General features: G+C 46.1%; 15 protein-coding genes. 1 reads left to right on the top strand and 14 read right to left on the bottom strand.

Going from position 1 to position 20,102, the window contains the following annotated elements; all coding sequences use genetic code 11:
- Positions 1–148 precede the first annotated feature (148 nt).
- Positions 149–574, bottom strand: coding sequence for a ribonuclease E inhibitor RraB (rraB, locus tag AACT21_RS15845; protein WP_088731609.1), 426 nt, complete (start codon positions 572–574; stop codon positions 149–151).
- 686 nt (positions 575–1,260) lie between these two features.
- Between rraB and arcA the strand changes: the two genes are divergently transcribed.
- Positions 1,261–2,481, top strand: coding sequence for an arginine deiminase (gene arcA / locus AACT21_RS15840; RefSeq protein WP_094163392.1), 1,221 nt, complete (start codon positions 1,261–1,263; stop codon positions 2,479–2,481).
- Positions 2,482–2,598: 117 nt separating this feature from the next.
- Here the strand turns inward: arcA and tldD are convergent, their stop codons facing one another.
- From tldD to AACT21_RS15775, 13 genes are all read right to left on the bottom strand, one after another.
- Entirely contained in the window at positions 2,599–4,044 is a 1,446-nt protein-coding gene (tldD, locus tag AACT21_RS15835; protein ID WP_013857867.1) for a metalloprotease TldD, read from the bottom strand.
- Positions 4,041–4,874, bottom strand: coding sequence for a carbon-nitrogen hydrolase family protein (locus tag AACT21_RS15830; protein WP_094163390.1), 834 nt, complete (start codon positions 4,872–4,874; stop codon positions 4,041–4,043). The genes tldD and AACT21_RS15830 overlap by 4 nt, the downstream gene beginning before the upstream one ends.
- Positions 4,875–4,884: 10 nt before the next feature.
- The gene (locus AACT21_RS15825; RefSeq protein WP_094163388.1) at positions 4,885–8,769 is read right to left on the bottom strand and encodes a YhdP family protein; all 3,885 of its coding nucleotides are present in this window, start codon (positions 8,767–8,769) and stop codon (positions 4,885–4,887) included.
- Positions 8,770–8,779: 10 nt separating this feature from the next.
- Positions 8,780–10,249 (bottom strand): ribonuclease G, encoded by a 1,470-nt coding sequence (rng, locus tag AACT21_RS15820; protein WP_017047090.1) that lies wholly within the window; start codon positions 10,247–10,249, stop codon positions 8,780–8,782.
- Between the two features lie 22 nt (positions 10,250–10,271).
- Positions 10,272–10,838 (bottom strand): Maf family protein, encoded by a 567-nt coding sequence (locus AACT21_RS15815; protein ID WP_094163386.1) that lies wholly within the window; start codon positions 10,836–10,838, stop codon positions 10,272–10,274.
- A complete protein-coding gene (mreD, locus tag AACT21_RS15810) occupies positions 10,835–11,323 on the bottom strand; it encodes a rod shape-determining protein MreD (RefSeq protein WP_013857872.1) in 489 nt (162 codons plus the stop codon). The genes AACT21_RS15815 and mreD overlap by 4 nt, the downstream gene beginning before the upstream one ends.
- Positions 11,313–12,200 carry a rod shape-determining protein MreC gene (mreC, locus tag AACT21_RS15805; protein ID WP_013857873.1) on the bottom strand — a complete coding sequence of 296 codons (888 nt, stop codon included), beginning with the start codon at positions 12,198–12,200 and terminating at the stop codon, positions 11,313–11,315. The genes mreD and mreC overlap by 11 nt, the downstream gene beginning before the upstream one ends.
- A 51-nt stretch (positions 12,201–12,251) precedes the next feature.
- Entirely contained in the window at positions 12,252–13,295 is a 1,044-nt protein-coding gene (locus AACT21_RS15800) for a rod shape-determining protein (protein ID WP_013857874.1), read from the bottom strand.
- 170 nt (positions 13,296–13,465) lie between these two features.
- Positions 13,466–17,878, bottom strand: a complete 4,413-nt coding sequence (locus AACT21_RS15795) for a DUF6701 domain-containing protein (RefSeq protein WP_094163384.1) — start codon at positions 17,876–17,878, stop codon at positions 13,466–13,468.
- Positions 17,865–18,293, bottom strand: a complete 429-nt coding sequence (locus AACT21_RS15790) for an MSHA biogenesis protein MshP (RefSeq protein ID WP_094163382.1) — start codon at positions 18,291–18,293, stop codon at positions 17,865–17,867. Before AACT21_RS15790 ends, AACT21_RS15795 begins: the two co-directional genes overlap by 14 nt.
- On the bottom strand, positions 18,265–19,035 hold the full coding sequence (locus AACT21_RS15785) for a PilW family protein (RefSeq protein ID WP_094163380.1): 771 nt from the start codon (positions 19,033–19,035) through the stop codon (positions 18,265–18,267). Before AACT21_RS15785 ends, AACT21_RS15790 begins: the two co-directional genes overlap by 29 nt.
- Positions 19,035–19,592 carry a type IV pilus modification PilV family protein gene (locus tag AACT21_RS15780; protein ID WP_176430163.1) on the bottom strand — a complete coding sequence of 186 codons (558 nt, stop codon included), beginning with the start codon at positions 19,590–19,592 and terminating at the stop codon, positions 19,035–19,037. The genes AACT21_RS15785 and AACT21_RS15780 overlap by 1 nt, the downstream gene beginning before the upstream one ends.
- Positions 19,582–20,079, bottom strand: a complete 498-nt coding sequence (locus AACT21_RS15775; RefSeq protein ID WP_094163376.1) for a prepilin-type N-terminal cleavage/methylation domain-containing protein — start codon at positions 20,077–20,079, stop codon at positions 19,582–19,584. Before AACT21_RS15775 ends, AACT21_RS15780 begins: the two co-directional genes overlap by 11 nt.
- Between the last annotated feature and the right edge of the window lie 23 nt (positions 20,080–20,102).

The following is a 20,102-nucleotide window of genomic DNA, read 5'->3' as shown; positions in this document are numbered from 1 at the left end:
GATCAATGTTGAGCGATTATATACAAAATAAATAAAGATGTGCTGACAAAAATAATGATTCGTCACTAAAGTGCCCCGCTAGCTTTGCATAGCGAAAAAAATACCAGCCAAAGGGCTGGTATCTCACATCAAGGTAAATAACGCCTAATCACTCTTGGTCGTCTTCATCTTCTTCATCGTCGTATAGCGCATCTTCACCTTCGTAGTAAGTGCCCCATCCGTCGTAAATAATGTCATATTTTTCAGCAAGTTGAATAAGCTTCGCTGCCTGTTCATCGATCGCTTCGGCCTTCAGTACCGATTGCATAGTCGCGTCACAGCACAATAGTTTATTGCCGTCTTCATCTTCTGTTTCTTCTGCTTCAAGCACTTCAAAGCCCATTTTAAAGGCTTCAACAACCGCTTTTTCTAGCGTGTCAAAATCTTCAGCAAATAGGTGGTGCTCTATCTCATATAACGCATCTGGATCACTGCCATCTTCGAGCAGGGCTTGAATGATGTCGCGAGTATCTTCTTTTTGAATTTCGATTAACTCTTCAACGGATACGTAGTCATCTTGCTGAGGTTGAGACATAAGGTGCTCCAGATTTGGCTAAATGTAGACTATACTCCATCAACTTGGCGTTGCAGATAGGCGGCAAGTGAGTTCATCCCCATGAACATAGATAAACTATGTGACTGGGGTGAGCAAACGTAGCCAGCACCGCTGCAACTTCACGTCGGAAGGGTATAAATGAATTTCGACGAAATATGGCATGGTTCGCCTAAAATTGCCACCAACAACGTACCGCGATCTTTATCTTTCTAAAGGATCACTGCTCAATCAAGTACAGATTAAATAAAAAACACTTTAATTTAACAATTTATTTTCATTTTGCTAATTCAGTAGATTATCTGCCTGATGATTTGCTCTTTCACCGCATTAAACTGCCTGTTTATCAAACATTCATGCATAGCGAAAAAGGTCGCTTTGGCTAAACATGCCCGCATTATGCACTTTTTATGTAAATAACCGCATAGAAAATCACTTATTCTTCATGCTTAATTCACCCTCCTCTGAGCCAAAAACGCATAACAAAGCACTTTGTCGTTATTAGGCTTATTTGGCTGGTTTTGGAGTTATTTTTTAATAAGTGCACACTTTAAAGCATATACAACTGTAAGTTCATAAAATAACAGCTAATACCACCACTAAGTAGACTTGCATCGTTCGCTTAAGCTTGTCATAAAGAACATGAGAAATAAGAGTAGGGATACAAAATGAATAAGCTGTACGTTGGATCTGAAGTTGGGCAACTGCGCCGAGTATTACTCAATCGGCCAGAGCGTGCCTTAACTCATCTCACACCGTCGAACTGTCATGAACTGTTATTTGATGATGTGCTTGCCGTAGAAGATGCAGGAAAAGAGCATGATGCCTTTGCCAACACATTGAAGGACCAAGATGTTGAAGTGCTGTTGTTGCATGATCTCTTAGTCGAAACCTTAGCCGTTGCCGATGCCAAAGCGTGGTTGCTCGATACGCAAATTTCTGATTTTCGCTATGGTCCCACTTTGGCGCGCGATCTGCGCTGCTATTTAGCTGACATGGATAACGAACACCTCGCCACTCTGCTACTCGGTGGTCTTGCTTATTCCGAACTGCCCATCCACTCCTCTTCGATGCTACCTAAAATGCATCGTCCGTTAGATTTTGTGATTGAGCCGCTGCCCAATCATCTCTTTACCCGCGATACCTCTTGCTGGGTGTATGGCGGCGTATCGCTTAATCCGATGATGAAACCAGCACGCCAACGTGAAACCAACCATTTACGCGCCATTTATCGTTGGCATCCTGTATTTGCAGGAGAGAATTTTATCAAGTATTTCGGTGATGAAGATCTGCACTACGATAATGCCAATATTGAAGGGGGCGACGTACTGGTGATCGGTAAAGGTGCGGTGTTGATTGGTATTTCCGAACGCACGACTGTGCAAGGGGTAGAAAATTTTGCTGCGAGTTTATTTAAACATGAGCAGGCCAAAGAGGTGATTGCCGTTAACCTGCCTAAACACCGCTCTTGTATGCATTTAGATACGGTGATGACACATATGGATGTCGACACCTTTTCTGTTTACCCCGAAATTATGCGTCATGATTTAGAAACATGGCGTTTAACGCCAAAAGGCGATGGCGGGATGAACGTCGATTCAATGCCAAGTTATGTTAATGCGATTGAACGCGCGTTAGGTTTGGACAAACTCAAAATCATCACCACTGGTGGTGATAGCTATGAGGCTGAACGTGAGCAATGGAATGACGCCAACAACGTGCTAACGGTTAAACCCGGAGTTGTGATTGGCTACGAGCGCAATGTCTACACTAACGAGAAATACGATAAGGCGGGCATCAAAGTATTAACCATCCCCGGCAATGAACTCGGTCGAGGTCGAGGCGGCGCGCGCTGCATGAGCTGCCCGATCGAGCGAGATGATATTTAACCTTTTCAATTCAACGCAGTGAATAAAAGAGATAAAAAAGCGGCGCATCAAAACGCCGCTTTTTATTTGCTTACGCTGCGCGATACAAACCACGTCAGCTCTGAGCGAGTAACAACGTTATTCGGTGCCACCAACAGTGAGCGAATCTAGCTTAAGCGTAGGTTGCCCTACTCCAACAGGCACACTTTGTCCTGCTTTACCGCACACTCCAACGCCGCGATCAAGGCTCAAATCGTTACCCACCATCGAGACTTGTTGCATTGCCTCAATGCCAGAACCGATCAAGGTTGCACCTTTGATTGGATAAGTAATTTTGCCGTTTTCAATCATATAGGCTTCAGAGGCAGAGAACACAAATTTACCCGAGGTGATATCCACTTGGCCACCGCCAAAGTTGGGCGCATAAACGCCTTTCTTCACTGTTGAAATGATCTCTTCTGGCGTATGTTCACCCGGCAACATGTAAGTGTTGGTCATGCGCGGCATCGGTAAATGTGCGTACGATTCACGACGCCCATTACCCGTAGGGTTCACCCCCATCAAACGTGCGTTGAGTTTGTCTTGTATGTAGCCTTTCAACACGCCATTTTCAATTAAGGTGTTGTATTGACCATTGACACCTTCATCGTCGACATTGAGCGAGCCACGCAGATCTTTCAGTGTGCCATCGTCAACAATCGTACAAAGCGTTGAGGTTACTTTCTGGCCAATTTTACCGGAGAAAACAGAAGATCCTTTGCGGTTAAAATCACCTTCTAAGCCATGCCCTACCGCTTCGTGAAGCAAGACGCCCGGCCAACCAGAACCGAGCACAACAGGCATCGCGCCAGCGGGAGCTGCGACAGCTTCAAGGTTGACTAAGGCTTGTCGGATAGCTTCATCGGCAAACTGAAACGCAACTTTACGGCCATCTTGTTCGGTGAGGAAAAAGTCATAACCAAAACGACCACCACCGCCAGAGCTGCCTCGCTCGCGGCGATCACCTTTTTGTGCTAACACGCTGATCGACAAACGGACCAACGGGCGGATATCGCCTGCGTAAGTCCCATCGGTTGCAGCAACTAACATCTGTTCATGCACACCACTTAAGCTCACCGAGACTTCTTGGATCAAAGGCTCTTTGGTACGAATGTAAGCATCCAGCTCTTGCAGTAATTCTGTTTTTTGCTTTTTTTCCCAACTGGCTAATGGGTTATCCGCCGCATAATAGGCTTGATTATCGCTACGTTTAAAGGCTTGAACACAACCACTTTTACCTTGCTGCGCAATGCCTCGTGCGGCTATTGCACTCTGTTTCAAACCTTCTAATTGGATTTGATCTGAATAAGCAAAACCCGTTTTTTCACCTGTGATGGCACGCACACCAACACCGCAATCGATATTAAATGAGCCGTCTTTAATAATGCTGTCTTCGAGCACTAAAGATTCATGCCAGCTCGACTGAAAATAGATATCGGCATAATCAATTTGACGAGTGGCAATTGTCGCTAGTGTATCCGCAATATCTTGCTCGGTTAATCCTGCAGGTTTTAATAGTGCATCTTCAATGCGGTTAATACTCATAGTTTGCTCTTATTATCTATAAACTGATTGGTGAATCGGGTGTGTGCAGCAATGGGCATTTTTTGTCGAACTTGCTCAACGTAAGCCAAGTCAATATCGGCGACTAAATTCCCCACTTGCTGGTTTAAGCTTGCAATAACCTCACCCCAAGGGCTGATGACCATCGAATGACCCCATGTCTCGCGCCCACATGGATGAAGCCCAGTTTGCCCAACCGCAACAATCCAACACTGATTCTCTATCGCTCGGGCTCTTAACAAGACTTCCCAATGTGCCTTTCCGGTCACCGCCGTAAAGGCCGCAGGAACCACTAATATCTGGGCACCCTGCACTCTTAATTGGGAATAGAGGTGCGGAAAGCGCACATCATAGCAGATGGAAAGGCCAATTTGACCAAATGGCGTCGACGCAACACTCAGCTTTGTGCCGCAGGTAAAAGTTTCCGATTCTCGATAGCGCTGGTGGCCGTCAGCGACATCTGCATCAAACATGTGTAATTTGTCGTAGTACGCGACAAGATCGCCACTAGCGTCAAACAGCAAGGAGGTAGTCGTTACCCCGACCTCACGACGGATAGGCATGCTGCCCACCAACAGCCACACCCGATGAAAGCGAGCCATAGCAGCCAATTGACTCTGCAAGGGCCCTTGCCCCAATGGCTCGGCATGTTGGTGATACTGTTGTCGCGTGCCAAACACCAGTGCATTTTCCGGCGTGACAATCCACTTCGCACCTTGCGCCACAAGTAGTGACACTTGCTGTTCGATATAGGCCAAATTCTGCGCAGGTTCAGAGCTTGACGTCATTTGAATAAGTCCAACGCGATCCATGCCTACTTCCCTATTTTTCAGTCAATTTTCTCAACTTTTCTGGTAATTTAAACTCGCCCCTACTACGTGAAAGCTCTTTAACAACCGGTGAATTAATTGGTCCTTTAACCTCATAGTTGACTTGGGTAAAGACCTCAACCACAGGTGCAATCACGGTCGTAATAGCTAGGACATACAGCGCTGTTTGCGGTGTCACCGCAAAAGCCGTCAAGACGGGAATTCCTGATGTGATGTCTGGTACAAAATTCACCTCAGCATCAACAGTACGGCTATTGAGATCCGCTAAGCCTTTAATGGTCATTTCACCGGCAACAGCATCCATTTTGATGTTGTTGGTAACAAAAATCCCTTGCGAAATTTCACCACTGCCCGTAATTGAGTTAAAGGCCATTCCTTTATCAAACACGTCACTAAAATCGAGCTGCATTTTACGGATAATGGAATCTAAACTGAATAATCCGAGTAAACGAGCGGCACCGCTGACATCAGAAACGACACCTTTACCCATAGTAGTCTCTATCTTGCCTTCTAAGCTGTCGATCTTCATTGACCAAGGCGCGCCATCCCATTCGGTTTGACTCGACATTTCAAATGGCGCTCTTTGGATACCGGAGCTGATGCCAAAGCGCTCCATCAAATCGCTATTATTGTCACCTTTCATGGTGAGATTCAGTTGAGTATGACTACGCTCATCACCTTGTGCGTCTTTATTCAACGTCCAAGCACCACTGATATTGACTTGGTTTGAACCACTACTGATATAAATCTTCTTCCATTGCAAAGTATCACCTTGCCGTTGGAAGTCCATATTCATCTTGCCCACCTTGTAACCCTGCAACCAAAGATCATCAATGGCCAAAGTTAAGTTTGGCACCAATCGATGAAACTGTCGGTCAAAATCAGTAATAAGCGGCTCAGACTGGCGATCTTGATCAACCAACAGTGATTTTTTGGAGCTGTCCTCCAGCTCAGGAATGTAAACGTGCAAGCGTTCAAGCGAGACGGACAAATCATAAGGTTCAATATAACTCGCTTGACCTTTTGCTTCTTGGCTCTCGAGCTGTGCGTACCAACCGAGATTTTTACGTCTAGCACTAAAATCAACATCGTGCCACTCAATGCCCGCTAGTAGAAGTGCTTTGACGTTGATGTCCACTCTCTCTGGTGGTGGGATCTCAGGAGTATTCATCTCCGCTAGAGCTGATTTTTTCTTCGGTTGAGGCTCATTGGCCAAACTCAACCATTCATCCAAATTAAAGGTATCGCTGCGGATCTGCGCATGGTGGCCAACCACTGGGCTGATTTTGAAATTGCCGCTCCCTACTATGAGATTGGTGGCTGTCAGGCGTGGTTTTTTCGATGTGATATCGATTTCAGCTTGGTATTTCGCTTGTGGTAATTGTAGGCGAGCGGTGATCGACTCTTGGTTACCCGATGCTTGCAAGTGAGCTTTGCCTGCCACGTTGAAGGCTTTTTTTAGCGGGTAAGGGTAATCACTTTCTACCATTTTTAAATCGGCTAAGGTGTCGATTTGATAAGTGAAACCGACATCATTGAGCTGAATATCAACGCCCATTTGCCAAGGAGCATGCCCTTTTAAACGGTTTAGCCAGCGCTCACCGACAAAAGGCGTCAGGGGTTTAATATCCCAGTCTCCCACCACATCAATATTCACCGCGTAACCTTGGCTGGCATTTTCACCTTTAAAATCAATCGCGATCGGTTGAGTCAGCAGATCAGCCGACAAACCGGCTGCCGTCACAACGTCATTATCAAATTCAATTTTGCCAGAGACACCCTCAAGCACCATTGGCGGTGCATCAATTTCCACGTGGTTATTATTTAAATTCGCCCAACCCCACGCTCGGGGTTCCTGCTCACTATCAAAAGGAATACGAAGCTGAAATTCAGATTGCACTTCGCCACTGACTTGGATCGCCGTTAACGCCGCTCCCACCGAATCCACTAAAGGCGTTGAGGTCATATAGTCGCGTACGGCATTGCCTTGGGCTGTTGCACTGGCTTCGATTTCGATGTGTCCACCTTCGGCTAGCTCAGGTATTCGCCCTGTGATCCGCTGGGCAGTGACATCCATTAAGGTCGCAGAGTGTGAATCAAGGTACATCGCATCGTTTTCAAACAGCAGATCGAGTTGCAAATTGGTGATCGGCGGCCACGCCGTATCAAAACTAAATTTCGCCTCTTTTAAACCAACCCAAGCTTGGAATACGCCAGTGTTTTGTTGGTAGGGAAAATCGCCAAGTTCACCATACCAAAGCAGTTTAGCGGTGTTGGCTTTACCGCCTTGAATCGCAGTAGAGAGATAGTCTGTTAACTTGCGCCCCAATGCTAAGGTGGGCAAATAACGCCAAGTTTCACCTGCATTGTATAAGTCCGCTTCCGCATAAAATGAAAGTAAAGGGCTGCGTTTTTCAGGAAAATCGAGACGAAATGATCCAAGCACTTGTAAGTCAGGCGTCGCTGCAGTCACTTTACTGGCCCACAATGACCAGCCATCGTCTTGCTTTTGCCACACAACATCGGCTTCACCTTGACGAATATTCAATGGTGCTTGGAAAACCTCACCATAAGGTAACACGTCATCAATCAGCGTCACTTTGGCGCGGGCACTCTCCATGCTACCTGCAATGGAGGCTTTGAGATGGTGTACTTGTGGCAATAACTGCCATTGCGCCATGGCGCCATCACTGAGTTCAGCCGAATAACGAAGCGATTGCAGGCTATCTCCTTTGCTGAGCCGAATATCTTCTAAGGTGCCCCCCAAATCCAATAGCTGCAAAAGCTCGTTCGTTTTGCTGGAATCGGGCATCATTTTCACAAAGGGAAGCAAAGTTTTTATGTCTAACTGCGACAAGTTCAAACGCCATTGCGTCGGTTGCCATTCAAACGCGACATCAAGTTTAGGCCACACTTCGTCATCCGTGCGCAACTGAAGTGAGTAAGCGTTAACTTGCCATCCTTGTTCAATAGGTAACAGTTTGATGATTCCCGACTCTAACAACAGTTCATGCTGACGCTCTTCACCCCAAACCAGTTCAGAGGGCTTAAGTTCGACATAGCCATCTTTGGGTTGGTTATGTTCTAAGGTCAGCCATGCATTAAAACTCACCTGTCCTTTCTTAATGCCGGTTTCGTCTTTGAGATAACGAGTCAACCACGGGTTTATTTTGATATTGTCAGCGCTAACATAGAAGCGACCTGAAATATCGCGTAGTGAACCATGATCTTCAAAGTTAGCACTCACTAACAGAGAGTTAATACTGGTATCAGCGATGCTCACCACGCCTTCAGCTTTATGTTGCTGAGCGTTATTTTTCCACCGAAGACGTTCAATATCTAACTGGCGAATCTCCCCCGCGACAGATTGATAGAAAACCGTCGAGTCGAGTAGCGCAAAATCATCCAATTGCCGCAACAGTAGGTTGTCTAAACGTTGAATGACATTGCCTTGTGTGCGGCTCTGTTGGTTATCTTCAGCCTGTAGCTCAAGCCAGTTTACCGAGCGAATATCCAATTTGAGTTGATGAATACTGAGATCCGCGACCACAGGTTGCATTTGCAGTATTGACTGAATGAGGTCAAATTCAACATCGATTTGTTGCGCAGAAAAGTGAATTTGCGATCCATCAGGTAGCTTTGCTTTTAGCCCCTTAAGTGCAATTGACGGGTGAGTATTACGCCAAAAACCAGTGACCTCACTTAATTCAAATTCAAAACCTGAATTTTGGTTGATCAACGTTTGTATTTCGCCTTGGAAACGATTCATTTGTGGCAAAAACACACGCAAAGTGGTGACAGCAACAGCCAGCACCACTAGCACGCAAACGATAAACCACAATACTATTCGCCAAAGGCGCGTAAAAGTTGAGATCACAAAGGCCCTACTACATCATCACAACGTCAAATTGTTCTTGAATATAAAGTGGCTCCGCTTGGATGCGCACTTCTTTTCCAATAAACACTTCCAACTCAGCAAGAGCATGAGACTCATCACCTTGCAAGGTTTCTGCCACCGCAGGGGATGCGTAAACCACAAATTTATCCGCATCGTAAGCACGGTTGACACGCGTGATTTCACGTAAGATTTCGAAACAGACGGTTTCAACGGTTTTCACACTGCCGCGGCCTTCACAGGTTGGACAACTTGAACATAACACGTGTTCAATACTTTCACGGGTGCGCTTACGCGTCATCTCCACCAAGCCTAACTGCGTAAAACCATTAATATTCGTTTTGACGCGATCTTTAACCAGGGCGGCATCTAAGGAGTTGAGCACTCGCTTACGGTGCTCTTCAGACATCATATCGATAAAATCAATAATGATGATGCCCCCTAAGTTGCGCAAACGTAATTGACGGGCAATGGCTTGGGTCGCTTCAACATTGGTATTAAAAATGGTTTCTTCGAGGTTACGACGGCCAACAAACGCGCCAGTATTGATATCAATCGTGGTCATGGCTTCAGTTTGGTCGATGATAAGGTATCCACCAGACTTGAGCTCCACTTTACGCTCGAGAGAACGCTGAACCTCGTTTTCGGTGTCGTACATATCAAAAATAGGCTTGTCACCTTCATACAGTTCAAGCTTATCGGTTAACTCAGGCACAAACTCTGAGGTAAACTCTTTGAGGTTCTCAAATTCAAGGCGCGAATCGACTAAGATCCGCGTCAAATCGGTGCCGACAAAATCTCGTAAAATACGCTGAGCTAAACCCAATTCGCCATACAGTGTCGAGCGTGTTTTGTATTTAACTCGACGCTCCAACACTTTCAGCCATAGCCGTTTAAGAAAGGCGGCATCTTGTGAAAGCTCTTTCTCATCAGCCCCTTCAGCGGCGGTACGAATAATAAACCCACCGTGCTCATCACAATAATGAGCCACGACTTTTTTGAGACGATCACGCTCTGATTCACTTTCAATGCGTTGTGAGACACCAACATGACTTGCGCCGGGCATAAAAACGAGATAGCGCGAAGGTAGGGTAATATCTGTCGTTAAACGGGCGCCTTTAGTGCCTAATGGATCTTTGACCACTTGCACCACGATATCTTGGCCTTGACGAACTAGCTCTGAAATATCACGAACTTGAAACTGCTGTTTTTCGTTCTCAGCCACACATTCAGTATGAGGAACAATGTCAGAAGCGTGAAGAAAAGCGGCCTTGTCTAAACCAATATCGACAAAGGCGGCCTGCATTCCGGGAAGAACTCGGCTGACTTTTCCTTTGTAAATATTGCCCACAATGCCGCGTTTCGCTTCTCGCTCAATGTGGACCTCTTGAAGAACTCCGCCTTCAATCATCGCCACTCGAGTTTCACTCGGGGTGACGTTTAGTAGCAACTCTGCACTCATGAGTACACCTCAATGTTTTTAATTATATAAATTCGTGCAAGAGCTGGTCAGTTTCGAATAATGGTAATCCTACAACAGCGTAATAGCTGCCTTCGATCTTCGTTACAAATCGTCCACCCAATCCTTGAATGCCATAACTGCCAGCCTTATCGCAAGGTTCACCCGATTGCCAATATTGTTCTATTTCTTCATCTGACAAAGGTTTAAACCATACATCCGTCGTTACTACGACGGATTTAGAATGATCATGTGTTGCTACGGTTACGGCCGTCATCACTTGATGTTTTGTACCAGATAAGCTGCGTAACATCTGTTGTGCTTGAGCAAAATCAGCAGGTTTTTCAAGTACTGTTTCACCTTGCACGACTATGGTATCAGACCCAATAACTATCGAAGCAGGGTTGGATAAAGCAACACCAGCCAGTGCCTTATCACGTGATAAACGTTCAACATACACTGCTGGGGCTTCATGCTTATTACGGCACTCTTCAACGTTGGGCACCACAATATCAAACTGATAACCCAGTTGAGTCAGTAACTCTCGTCTTCTTGGCGAGCCAGAAGCTAATACAATTTTTTTATTCATCATCTAAGGTGCCAGTGGCGTCGCACACGACGAAGCAGTAGGAACATCCAAGGCCATAATATGCAATTGATCATACCAACCCATAGTGAGAGCGGGTTAAATGTCACATCTTGAATTAAATATTCGCCGCAAAAGATCAGCACTTCAAGCAACATAGATAACACGCCAATGATTACGGCTTGTTGCCATAACGCCATATTACGCAGCACTAAGAAGTTAATCGCCACTAAGTAGACAACAATGGCCATCATCATGCCACGAATGCCCAATGTTGAACCAAGCAGCAGATCCCATAACAAACCAAGGATCAAAGCCGACCCTACGTTGACTCGATGCGGCAACGCTAAAACCCAATAGCATGTCACCAGCAGTAACCACGATGGGCGCAGTAGATCCAGCTCACCCGGCCAAGGGATAGTTTGTAAAACCAGAGCAAAGAGAAATGATGCACCAATCACCAATTTACTTTTCACGACACTACTGGCCATCGGTTGCTTCCTCTAACATTTTCTCTGGCGTAACTTGCAATACTTTCTGCTGCCTATCTTCGTTAGGCCAGATCAACAGCAAATAGCGTAGACGATCAAAATCCACCACGGGATCGGCGGTGATCGACGCAAATTCACGCTGGGTATCTTTGTCGACCACCGAAACGTGTGCGACAGGATAACCTTCAGGATATACGCCCCCTAAACCTGATGTGACGAGCAAGTCACCCACTTCAATATCGGTGCTGGTGGGAATGTGTTCCAATTGAATACGATCCACCTGGCCATTCCCTGAAGCAATCACTCGAATATCATTACGAATAATTTGCACTGGAATCGCACTATTGGTGTCAGTCAGCAACAACACCCGGCTGTTATGCGCCGCCACAAAAGTCACTTGGCCAACAATACCTTTGTCGTTGATAACGGGTTGCCCTTCGTAAACGCCATCCGTTCGCCCTTTATCAATCACAACTTGGTGACGATAAGGTGAGGTATCGACCGCCATCACCTCAGTGACAACCTTCTTTTCATCACGAACAAAAGAAGATCCAAGCAATTTACGTAACCGTTGGTTCTCTTCGCGGTATTGATCAAACAAGATCAAATCACTTTTCAAGGTGATCGCTTCTCGTTTTAAACGTTGATTCGATTCAATCAGTTTTTGATGAGTGGCGAATCGCTCATACAGATCATCAAACATGCTGCGCGGTAAATCCGCCATGTATTGAATGGGAGCCACTAAGCTATTAAGAAAAAAACGAACGTTGGAAAAAGCACCTAAACGACTATCAGCCAGCATAAGACTGGCTGATAAAATCACGGCAAAAAAGAGACGTAGCTGAAGAGATGGTCCTCGACCAAATATTGGCTTCATTCTATAAAAATCCTAGATGTCATGATGGGAGCTTTACGGCTCCCAAAGCCATTATTCTTCGCTAAATAGGTCGCCACCGTGCATATCGATCATTTCCAACGCTTTACCGCCACCAAGGGCAACACAGGTTAGAGGATTATCGGCAACCACGACTGGTATTCCCGTTTCTTCGGTCAAGAGGCGGTCGATATCTTTGAGCAGCGCTCCACCACCGGTTAATACCATACCATTTTCTGAGATATCAGAAGCAAGCTCTGGCGGACACTGTTCAAGCGCAACCATCACCGCAGAAACAATACCGGAAAGCGGTTCTTGCAGTGCTTCTAAGATTTCATTGGAGTTAAGAGTAAAGCTACGAGGGACCCCTTCAGCAAGGTTACGACCACGAACTTCAATCTCCATCACTTCATCGCCGGGGTAAGCCGAGCCAATTTCATGTTTGATTTTCTCTGCGGTCGCTTCACCGATTAAGCTGCCGTAGTTACGACGCACATAATTGATGATCGCTTCATCAAAACGATCACCGCCGATACGCACAGAGGAAGAGTAAACCACACCGTTCAAGGAAATAACGGCAACTTCAGTCGTACCACCACCGATATCGACCACCATTGAACCCGTTGGTTCAGAAACACGCAGACCAGCACCGATGGCCGCCGCCATAGGCTCATCAATCAAATACACTTCACGCGCGCCAGCACCGAGTGCTGATTCACGAATCGCACGGCGTTCAACTTGGGTGGAGCCACAAGGCACACACACCAGAACGCGAGGGCTTGGTTTGAGTACACTGTTGTCATGCACCTGCTTGATGAAGTGTTGCAACATTTTTTCGGTCACGTAGAAATCCGCAATCACGCCGTCTTTCATAGGACGAATTGCAGAAATATTCCCCGGCGTACGACCAAGCATCTGCTTAGCGGCATGACCGACAGCAGCAACGCTTTTTCCACCACGACCTTTATCTTGGCGAATAGCAACAACGGAAGGCTCGTCGAGGACAATACCTTGTCCTTTAACGTATATAAGAGTATTGGCGGTACCTAAATCGATCGATAGATCGTTGGAAAACATGCCACGCAGTTTTTTGAACATATTCTTCGCTCGTCCTGCAAGAATTAGAAGATAGAAAATTGCACTAAATGTACCAATGCCTTGCGATCACAGCAAGGCGTTGACGCATAAACATGGACTGAAACACGCAATTTCTAACAGATTCCTAACTTAGGTAGAAAAATCTCTATGAATTTGTGTGAATTATCCGGTTAATTTTTTTCACGCCACCAGATTACCCGGTCGCTGCCTCGGTACAATCCAAACTGTACTCGGCCTGAGACTTGATTTTCAAACGCGCTATTTTGATCATTGTAGGGACGCAACCAAGGCAACCCATGAGCATTGAGATCAAGCAAAGTATCAATGAATCCTTGATGACCCGCTCCCGGAGCCGTAAAGTTGATATTCGCGGCACCCAAAGCGAGCGTTTGACTGACTAAAGTAGGATAAACTTCAGGAGCCCCACCGGAACCTAAAGTTAGATCGGTCGGCGTTAAAGTGAAATTCGCAAGATCTGGTAACCTTGTACAGCTATCAAAGCTATTGGTAACAAAGCCATTGGCAGTGAAGTATTCACTCGTGATTGGCTGACTTAACGCACTCGTTTCTGGGCCATAAGTGTCGTGGATCACCAGTTTTCCCCAACGCAATTTCATCTCATCATCAATGTCTGTAATCGTATAGTTTAGGCAAGGATCACTGGCCGTTTCTCGGTAGCAAACTCCATCAAGGTCTGTAAGATCGGATACCAAGAGGGTAAGATCTAACTTGCTGTTAAAAGGCACTATTGGTTGTGGTGGCTTTTGGTAGATCAATATCTCCCCAGAGAGTTCAATGCGAGAATCAACGCCATTGACTCGGTTCACACTCGTCAAATCGCTATCAAAGCTGATTGGTAAACTATTCACAGTATCGTTATATATTCGGTTGTCCCACTGCCGATCATAACGCCACCAAGCACTGTCGAAATAATTGACTGTTTCACTGCCTGACGCGGATCTTGGGTGTAAGTAAATACCCGGATTGTCTTTATATCCAAACGGTTGTCCTAAATAACTGAACGATTCGTCATTCGGAGAAGTCACCTCACACTCAGCCTGTAAGCTGGTCACCACCGAAGAAGGAGAAAAATAGGCTGGGATAAAACGACCTATCGGGCCCGTTGAGGCAACGGCAATCGGCAGATTCTCACTCGCTAAATCGAGTCCAAGATACGTCGTTGGCGCGTTCAGCGAGAAATCAAACACCCCAACCTCACTCACTCTTTGTTGTACAGTCGTCGAGCTACCTAATTGGTGATCATATTCAACTTCACCGAGAGCACCGGGCACGCCTGTCGCTGGTGCGATTAGAGTATGTTTAAGCTCAATGTTTGCTTGTTGATAATTTGTCACTACTAAATTGTTAGTGAAATCATTATCCTCAATCGGTGCCTCCGCAACCGCTTTGATATTGAGATTAAAGTTTTCATCCGCCCTAGCAAAAATATCACAGCTAATATCGGCATTAGGACACGCTCCACTAACACCATAATAACTGGTCGCGCTGAGTACTAAAGCACGAGGAACTCGTATAAAAGTCGTTTGACCTGTTAGTTGCAAATCCTGCTCATCACCACTCCCCGTTAAACGAGCATTCAAAGCAAGGCTACCAGCCTCACGATAGGATACGTTAATGCTCGCCTCACCATTTTGGTTGAAATTGAGCACCACTGGCATCGCAGTATTGGATGACTGCCCTACCGCCACACTATTCACACCAACCGATAAAGCGCTAAAACCTTGCCCCCCATTAGGGCTCAAGTAATCACTCCAAAAGGAAACGGGTTTCTGTACATTTTGAAAACTAGGCAAACACAGTTGTGAAGCATTATCTTTTCGTACCGCTTTAATGGTCCCAGTTACCGATTGATTGGCGTAGGAATTGGGTACATCCAAAATGAAGCCACTGTCAGCAAAGTTCATCGTGCAGTTACTGGCCAAAAAGGGGCCAGCATTCCCATTGTGGCTGCATAAGGTGTTATTGAAAGACATAGCGGTGGGAACGGAACCAGAAACATCAACGGTGACATTACCTGCGCTGTTACGCCTAAGTTGGGTGTTACCAACCCCATTGCTAAATGAGATAGTTGAACCATTCACCCAACCGCCCGTTGCACTAGGTAGAGAGTTAGGGACTAAATAAGCAATAACCGGATCGGTGAATAAGTTATTGCAATTTTCATCGGCACACGCCGTCACAGACACGTCAGAGGCTGCACAAGTTAAACCTTGTGCTGGCAAAGAGATGCGAAAGTGATTAATTTGCTCACCAACTGGACGAGAATTGAGCGCACAGACTTCGAAATTATCAATTTCATGGTTATTAGTCGAAGAGCCTGTAGAACCTGTGATGGACATAAACAGATCCGTAGGAACATTTTGTTGCGCCGCAAATGACATCACATCAACTGGCCCAATTAAAGTTTTCCAACTGTCAGTGCCAACTTTACGGCTTACGGTCACCAGCGACGTTGAAGCTTGAGTTGAGTCAATAACAATTCGGTAGCGGTGCTGAGGATTACCATTGGTATTGTCTACCCTCGGATTTAGGCAATCTCCATTGGTATTGGTTGTGCCGTTATTACACGTGCCTGCTAAATAGTTATAACCGCTATAGCCAGAACCAGAACCTCTTAATACAACAGCTTGCCGCCTGCGGCCAGGACCATTCCCGCCACCTTCAATCGAATAATTACCATATTCATCCAATCCAATGCCTAACCAGCCGCCCGCAAATCCGGGTTTTTGCTCATTGACTTTATAACCAAAACCTAAAGGACCACCAAATGCTCCAACTTGAGGAGTGACAGAGGCATCAGAAAAAACAATCGCCACCCCATCAGCACCATTACCGCCATAGGCAAAATAGTCAAATTCAACCTCTACACGGTTCCCTGCCGCTGGGAAAATGCGTTGGAATGTTGAAGCGGTGGCTTGGTTTTGCACCGCTTGTGTTAATCGCATGCGATTATTGGTGATTGAAGGCGTAAAGTCACCACTGCTACTGAATACTCGCCACTGCTCATCCAATGGCTGACTTTGGAAATCATCGCTAAAACATTGCAGCCCTGAACTTTGGCACAGATGACGTTCGTTATACAGATTGACAATCTGACTATCAGTGAGAGCTTTATTATAAATAGCCACTTCATCAAGCCTTCCGGAGAAAGTTCTGTTGTCGGAATTGTAATCTCGACCAATCTCTAAATTCACTGTATTGGTTTTGAGTGGTTGATTATCGCTGTTTGTCGCCGCAACCACACCATTAATATAGATTTTTTGTCTCTCATTACTACTTGCTGAGCGGTTATAGCGAATGGTGATATGAGTCCAAGTATTTAGCGGAATAACATTGGATGTGGTTAATGTATTGGCACCGCCAGAACTTCTCTCCCAATACCAAAAAACTCGCCCTTGGCTATCAAGGTGGAATTCGTAGTTAGTATCTTTCGCCACTATGGTATGCAAGCCACCATTCGCCGGGCGACTGACGGGGTACACCCACGCAGATATCGTTAGCTGGTCCGAGAAGGATAACTGGCTATCATGAGCCACTTGTACATATTGGTTTTGGTTGGCAACAAACTCGCCATAACCACAAGTACCGTAATTATTAATATTAGCGGGTAGCGCCGGTGATTGAGAGCTGGTAAGCGCACCATTCATTGCGCGGCCGTTAAGAGAAGAGCCAAACGCATTCTTGACTTCATTGACAGCCCCACTCCATTGCACTTCATCAAAATGATAGCGCGCTACAGGAGAGGGATCACAAGCATTCAATGGATTAGATATGGGGGAACATGTACCAGTAATTGAACTATTGTTGACATTAACTTGGCCACCAGCATTATTAATTGCCGCATTAAAATCACCATAAGCCGTTGAGTCATTTAAGGTGATATCGTTAGAGGTAGTACTGATATTGACCTGAGAATCAGGCCTTCCTAGCTGGCTATTGTTTGCCGTGAAATGACTTGCCCCTGATACAGAACCGGAAGTCATATCCACCGAATTAAACGTCACAGAGTTATTAGAGGTCATCGTAATATTGCCGCTATACACACTTCCTGTAATGACAATGCCTGATTGCGCCGTAATATTACCAACCACGTTTGCTCCAGTAATAACAACCGTTTGATCATTACTGGTTAAATTACCCTGCACGCTACCACCGTTGATAGTGACGTTTCCTCCCGTCGTAACATTACCAATTAAATTGGTGTTATTGAAAGTTACGTTGCTGCTGTTGGCTGAAACATCCCCATAAATCGTATTTTGAGAGCCTTGGCTGGCTATCGCTCCGTAGTTCGCTTGCAGACTTATCCTATTTGATGCGTTACCCACTTGGTTATTAATCAAATAAAAACCGTCATTGGCGATCAGTGTTGAGTCAACATCGGCGACAATCACATCACCATCATTTAACGTCACTTGACCACTACCGCTACAGGTATAAGTGTTGCCAGATTTTTGCCACGAGGTATTACAAGGAGGATATTGATTATTGGATAAATTATATTGTTGGGCACAAACCCCACTGCTCATGAGCAGTAAGCTAATCAGCCATTTATAGTGAATCACTTTTCACCCCCACTTCGATGACTCGCTGCAACATCCAATCGCCAGACTGACAGCGCCCGGTTGAAGTCAGTTGATAGACAGTAAGGCCATCATCCATTGTACCCACCAAATTACATTTAACCTGTGCACTACATTGTGCTAATCCTTCACCTTCAAACGTGAGTGATTGTACAGAATGAGTATGGCAACTGCCGTCGGTTGTCGTTTGATAAAAACGACTCAGTTCAACGTTGATCGCCGATCGCGCCGCCATTTCAGCCCTTGTCCCTAACACCATCGAAACCAATTGCTGGCTATTGCGCTGTTGATTACGGTTCGCGACCGATGCAACAAAGCCGACCACCACAATGATAAAGATGACCAATACTAAGCCGCTGCCTTGCTGTTTACGGCGTGTTGTAGATAAGCGCATCATGGTCAAACTTTACCTCCTCGCCGCGGTCGGAAAATGTCAGTTCAATTTTCACTAAGCCGTTGCGTTGTAGCTCTGGCTGCGTGACGTGAAAATTAGCTTGGCTAATGTTTTCAGCCATCAATACTGGAGTACCAAGCTGTGCAGGGCTGAGCGCACTGCGATTAAGCGCGTAATCCGCATAACGATAAATACGATTGTTCTGATAACAAAAAGCCACTGGCGTGCGATAAAAATAGACTCGCTTAGCTGGTGATTGAATTACAAACCCAGTCGGTTGTGTCAAGGCTGCATCAACCATGATCGCGTCGTTGGGTGGCGTAAAATCAACATCTGCGTTTACTTGCGCTGTTTGCCCACTTGCATTTGGCGTTTGGCGTAGCGAAGCGGCGTTGGTTGGAAACACGACCAGACGATCGCCATTGAGTACCTTTTTGTCGATCGGCAATAAACGCACCGCAGCCGAAGGCGATTGCACGGTTGGCAGGTCGTTGTAGATCGCGCTGTCAGTGATCGGTAAAAACTCAATGCAACCATTTTCCACCATCACGCTGTTTGGTACCGCTTCACGCAGTTCTCGGCTCAGCCGCTCAGTAACAAAGCGCCCTTGTTGGCTCAAAGCTTCGCGGGCGGTGGTATCAACATAAATACCCATACTTTGGCGGATCACAGAGCCTAAAAATAGCCCGACTACCGACAACAGAATAATCGCAATCACCATTTCAATCAGGGTAAAACCACGCATCAGAAATTGCCCTTAATCGCCGCAAACGGGTAGCGATTGCCCTTCGGGTCAATGATCACCACAGATACCCGTTTATAGTGAGTCAGTTGGTTAGCGTTCACTCCGCTTAGTTGCCCACCATTGTCCTGCTCATAAAATACTTGAATCTCAACGTTATAACGTTGGTAATCAGCACTGATATCAATGCCTAATACATCTTTAACCGATCCCGTTAGGCCATGGAAATCATCCACATCGTTGTACAACGTATTATTGGTTTCACTAGGTTCTGGACCCAGTAGCGCTACAGATGTACACACTTCTCGTCCTAATGTTGTCACTAATACACACTCAGGCACTCCGCCATTGGGCCCGGAGTTTTGGTCAAAGGCTCGGCCCATTACTTCATCCATAACCGCGCGGCCTAACTCGGCGGCTTTTACTGCTAGCACCTGTTCAGCGCTTTGTTGCGAGCGAGGATAAAGCGCGGCCGTGATGCCTGTCATGGCTATTGCTGTCACTGTGATAACGATGATCATCTCAATGAGAGTAAACCCGCGCGGCGCGTTAACACGCATAAATGTACCCCTCGCTATTGATGCACACTTGGCGAGATTCACCCGATTGCAGATTATTTAAGGTAACGGTGCAGTTTGCCGTTAAGCACTGCGCGGCGCGACCTAAACTATCAAAATCTAAAAAATAGCTGCCATCGTTATTGGTTAACGTCAGGGTGATATCGTTCGCCGCCGCGTCAACAAAACTACTGTCGGTTGCAGGGCTGAGCAGTGAAGTAGTGCAGGCACCAGCAGAAACGGAAGGAGATACTTGCTGTGCTTGATTATTGCTGACCAACCAGCGATTACAGAGGCCGGTACGCTGCATGGCGCGGTTTTGGGTTAAACGCAGTGAGGCCAACACTTCGCTTTGAGTGGTCACGCTTGAAAAGGAGGAGATGCCAGTATAACGGCTTGCAGCGTACACAGCGACAATGCCCAGCAGCACAATTACCACGACCAGTTCGATCAACGTAAAACCACGCCGCGCTGCTAAATGTTGCTGCATTTTATACCTCTAGCGAAAAAACA

The organism is Vibrio sp. V08_P9A1T1, from assembly GCF_963874405.1.
Classification (GTDB): Bacteria; Pseudomonadota; Gammaproteobacteria; order Enterobacterales; family Vibrionaceae; genus Vibrio; species Vibrio anguillarum.
Note: the sequence above shows the minus strand (reverse complement) of the source record. Positions and strands in the feature narration are given on the sequence as shown.

What these genes read in the sequence shown, in the direction of transcription:
- mreD (WP_013857872.1), bottom strand. Translation starts at nt 11,323, where the DNA reads ATGGCCAGTAGTGTCGTGAAAAGTAAATTGGTGATTGGTGCATCATTT.
- AACT21_RS15800 (WP_013857874.1), bottom strand. Translation starts at nt 13,295, where the DNA reads ATGTTCAAAAAACTGCGTGGCATGTTTTCCAACGATCTATCGATCGAT.
- rraB (WP_088731609.1), bottom strand. Translation starts at nt 574, where the DNA reads ATGTCTCAACCTCAGCAAGATGACTACGTATCCGTTGAAGAGTTAATC.
- rng (WP_017047090.1), bottom strand. Translation starts at nt 10,249, where the DNA reads ATGAGTGCAGAGTTGCTACTAAACGTCACCCCGAGTGAAACTCGAGTG.
- AACT21_RS15815 (WP_094163386.1), bottom strand. Translation starts at nt 10,838, where the DNA reads ATGATGAATAAAAAAATTGTATTAGCTTCTGGCTCGCCAAGAAGACGA.
- mreC (WP_013857873.1), bottom strand. Translation starts at nt 12,200, where the DNA reads ATGAAGCCAATATTTGGTCGAGGACCATCTCTTCAGCTACGTCTCTTT.
- AACT21_RS15780 (WP_176430163.1), bottom strand. Translation starts at nt 19,592, where the DNA reads ATGCGTGTTAACGCGCCGCGCGGGTTTACTCTCATTGAGATGATCATC.
- AACT21_RS15785 (WP_094163380.1), bottom strand. Translation starts at nt 19,035, where the DNA reads ATGCGTGGTTTTACCCTGATTGAAATGGTGATTGCGATTATTCTGTTG.
- AACT21_RS15830 (WP_094163390.1), bottom strand. Translation starts at nt 4,874, where the DNA reads ATGGATCGCGTTGGACTTATTCAAATGACGTCAAGCTCTGAACCTGCG.
- AACT21_RS15790 (WP_094163382.1), bottom strand. Translation starts at nt 18,293, where the DNA reads ATGATGCGCTTATCTACAACACGCCGTAAACAGCAAGGCAGCGGCTTA.
- arcA (WP_094163392.1), top strand. Translation starts at nt 1,261, where the DNA reads ATGAATAAGCTGTACGTTGGATCTGAAGTTGGGCAACTGCGCCGAGTA.
- tldD (WP_013857867.1), bottom strand. Translation starts at nt 4,044, where the DNA reads ATGAGTATTAACCGCATTGAAGATGCACTATTAAAACCTGCAGGATTA.
- AACT21_RS15775 (WP_094163376.1), bottom strand. Translation starts at nt 20,079, where the DNA reads ATGCAGCAACATTTAGCAGCGCGGCGTGGTTTTACGTTGATCGAACTG.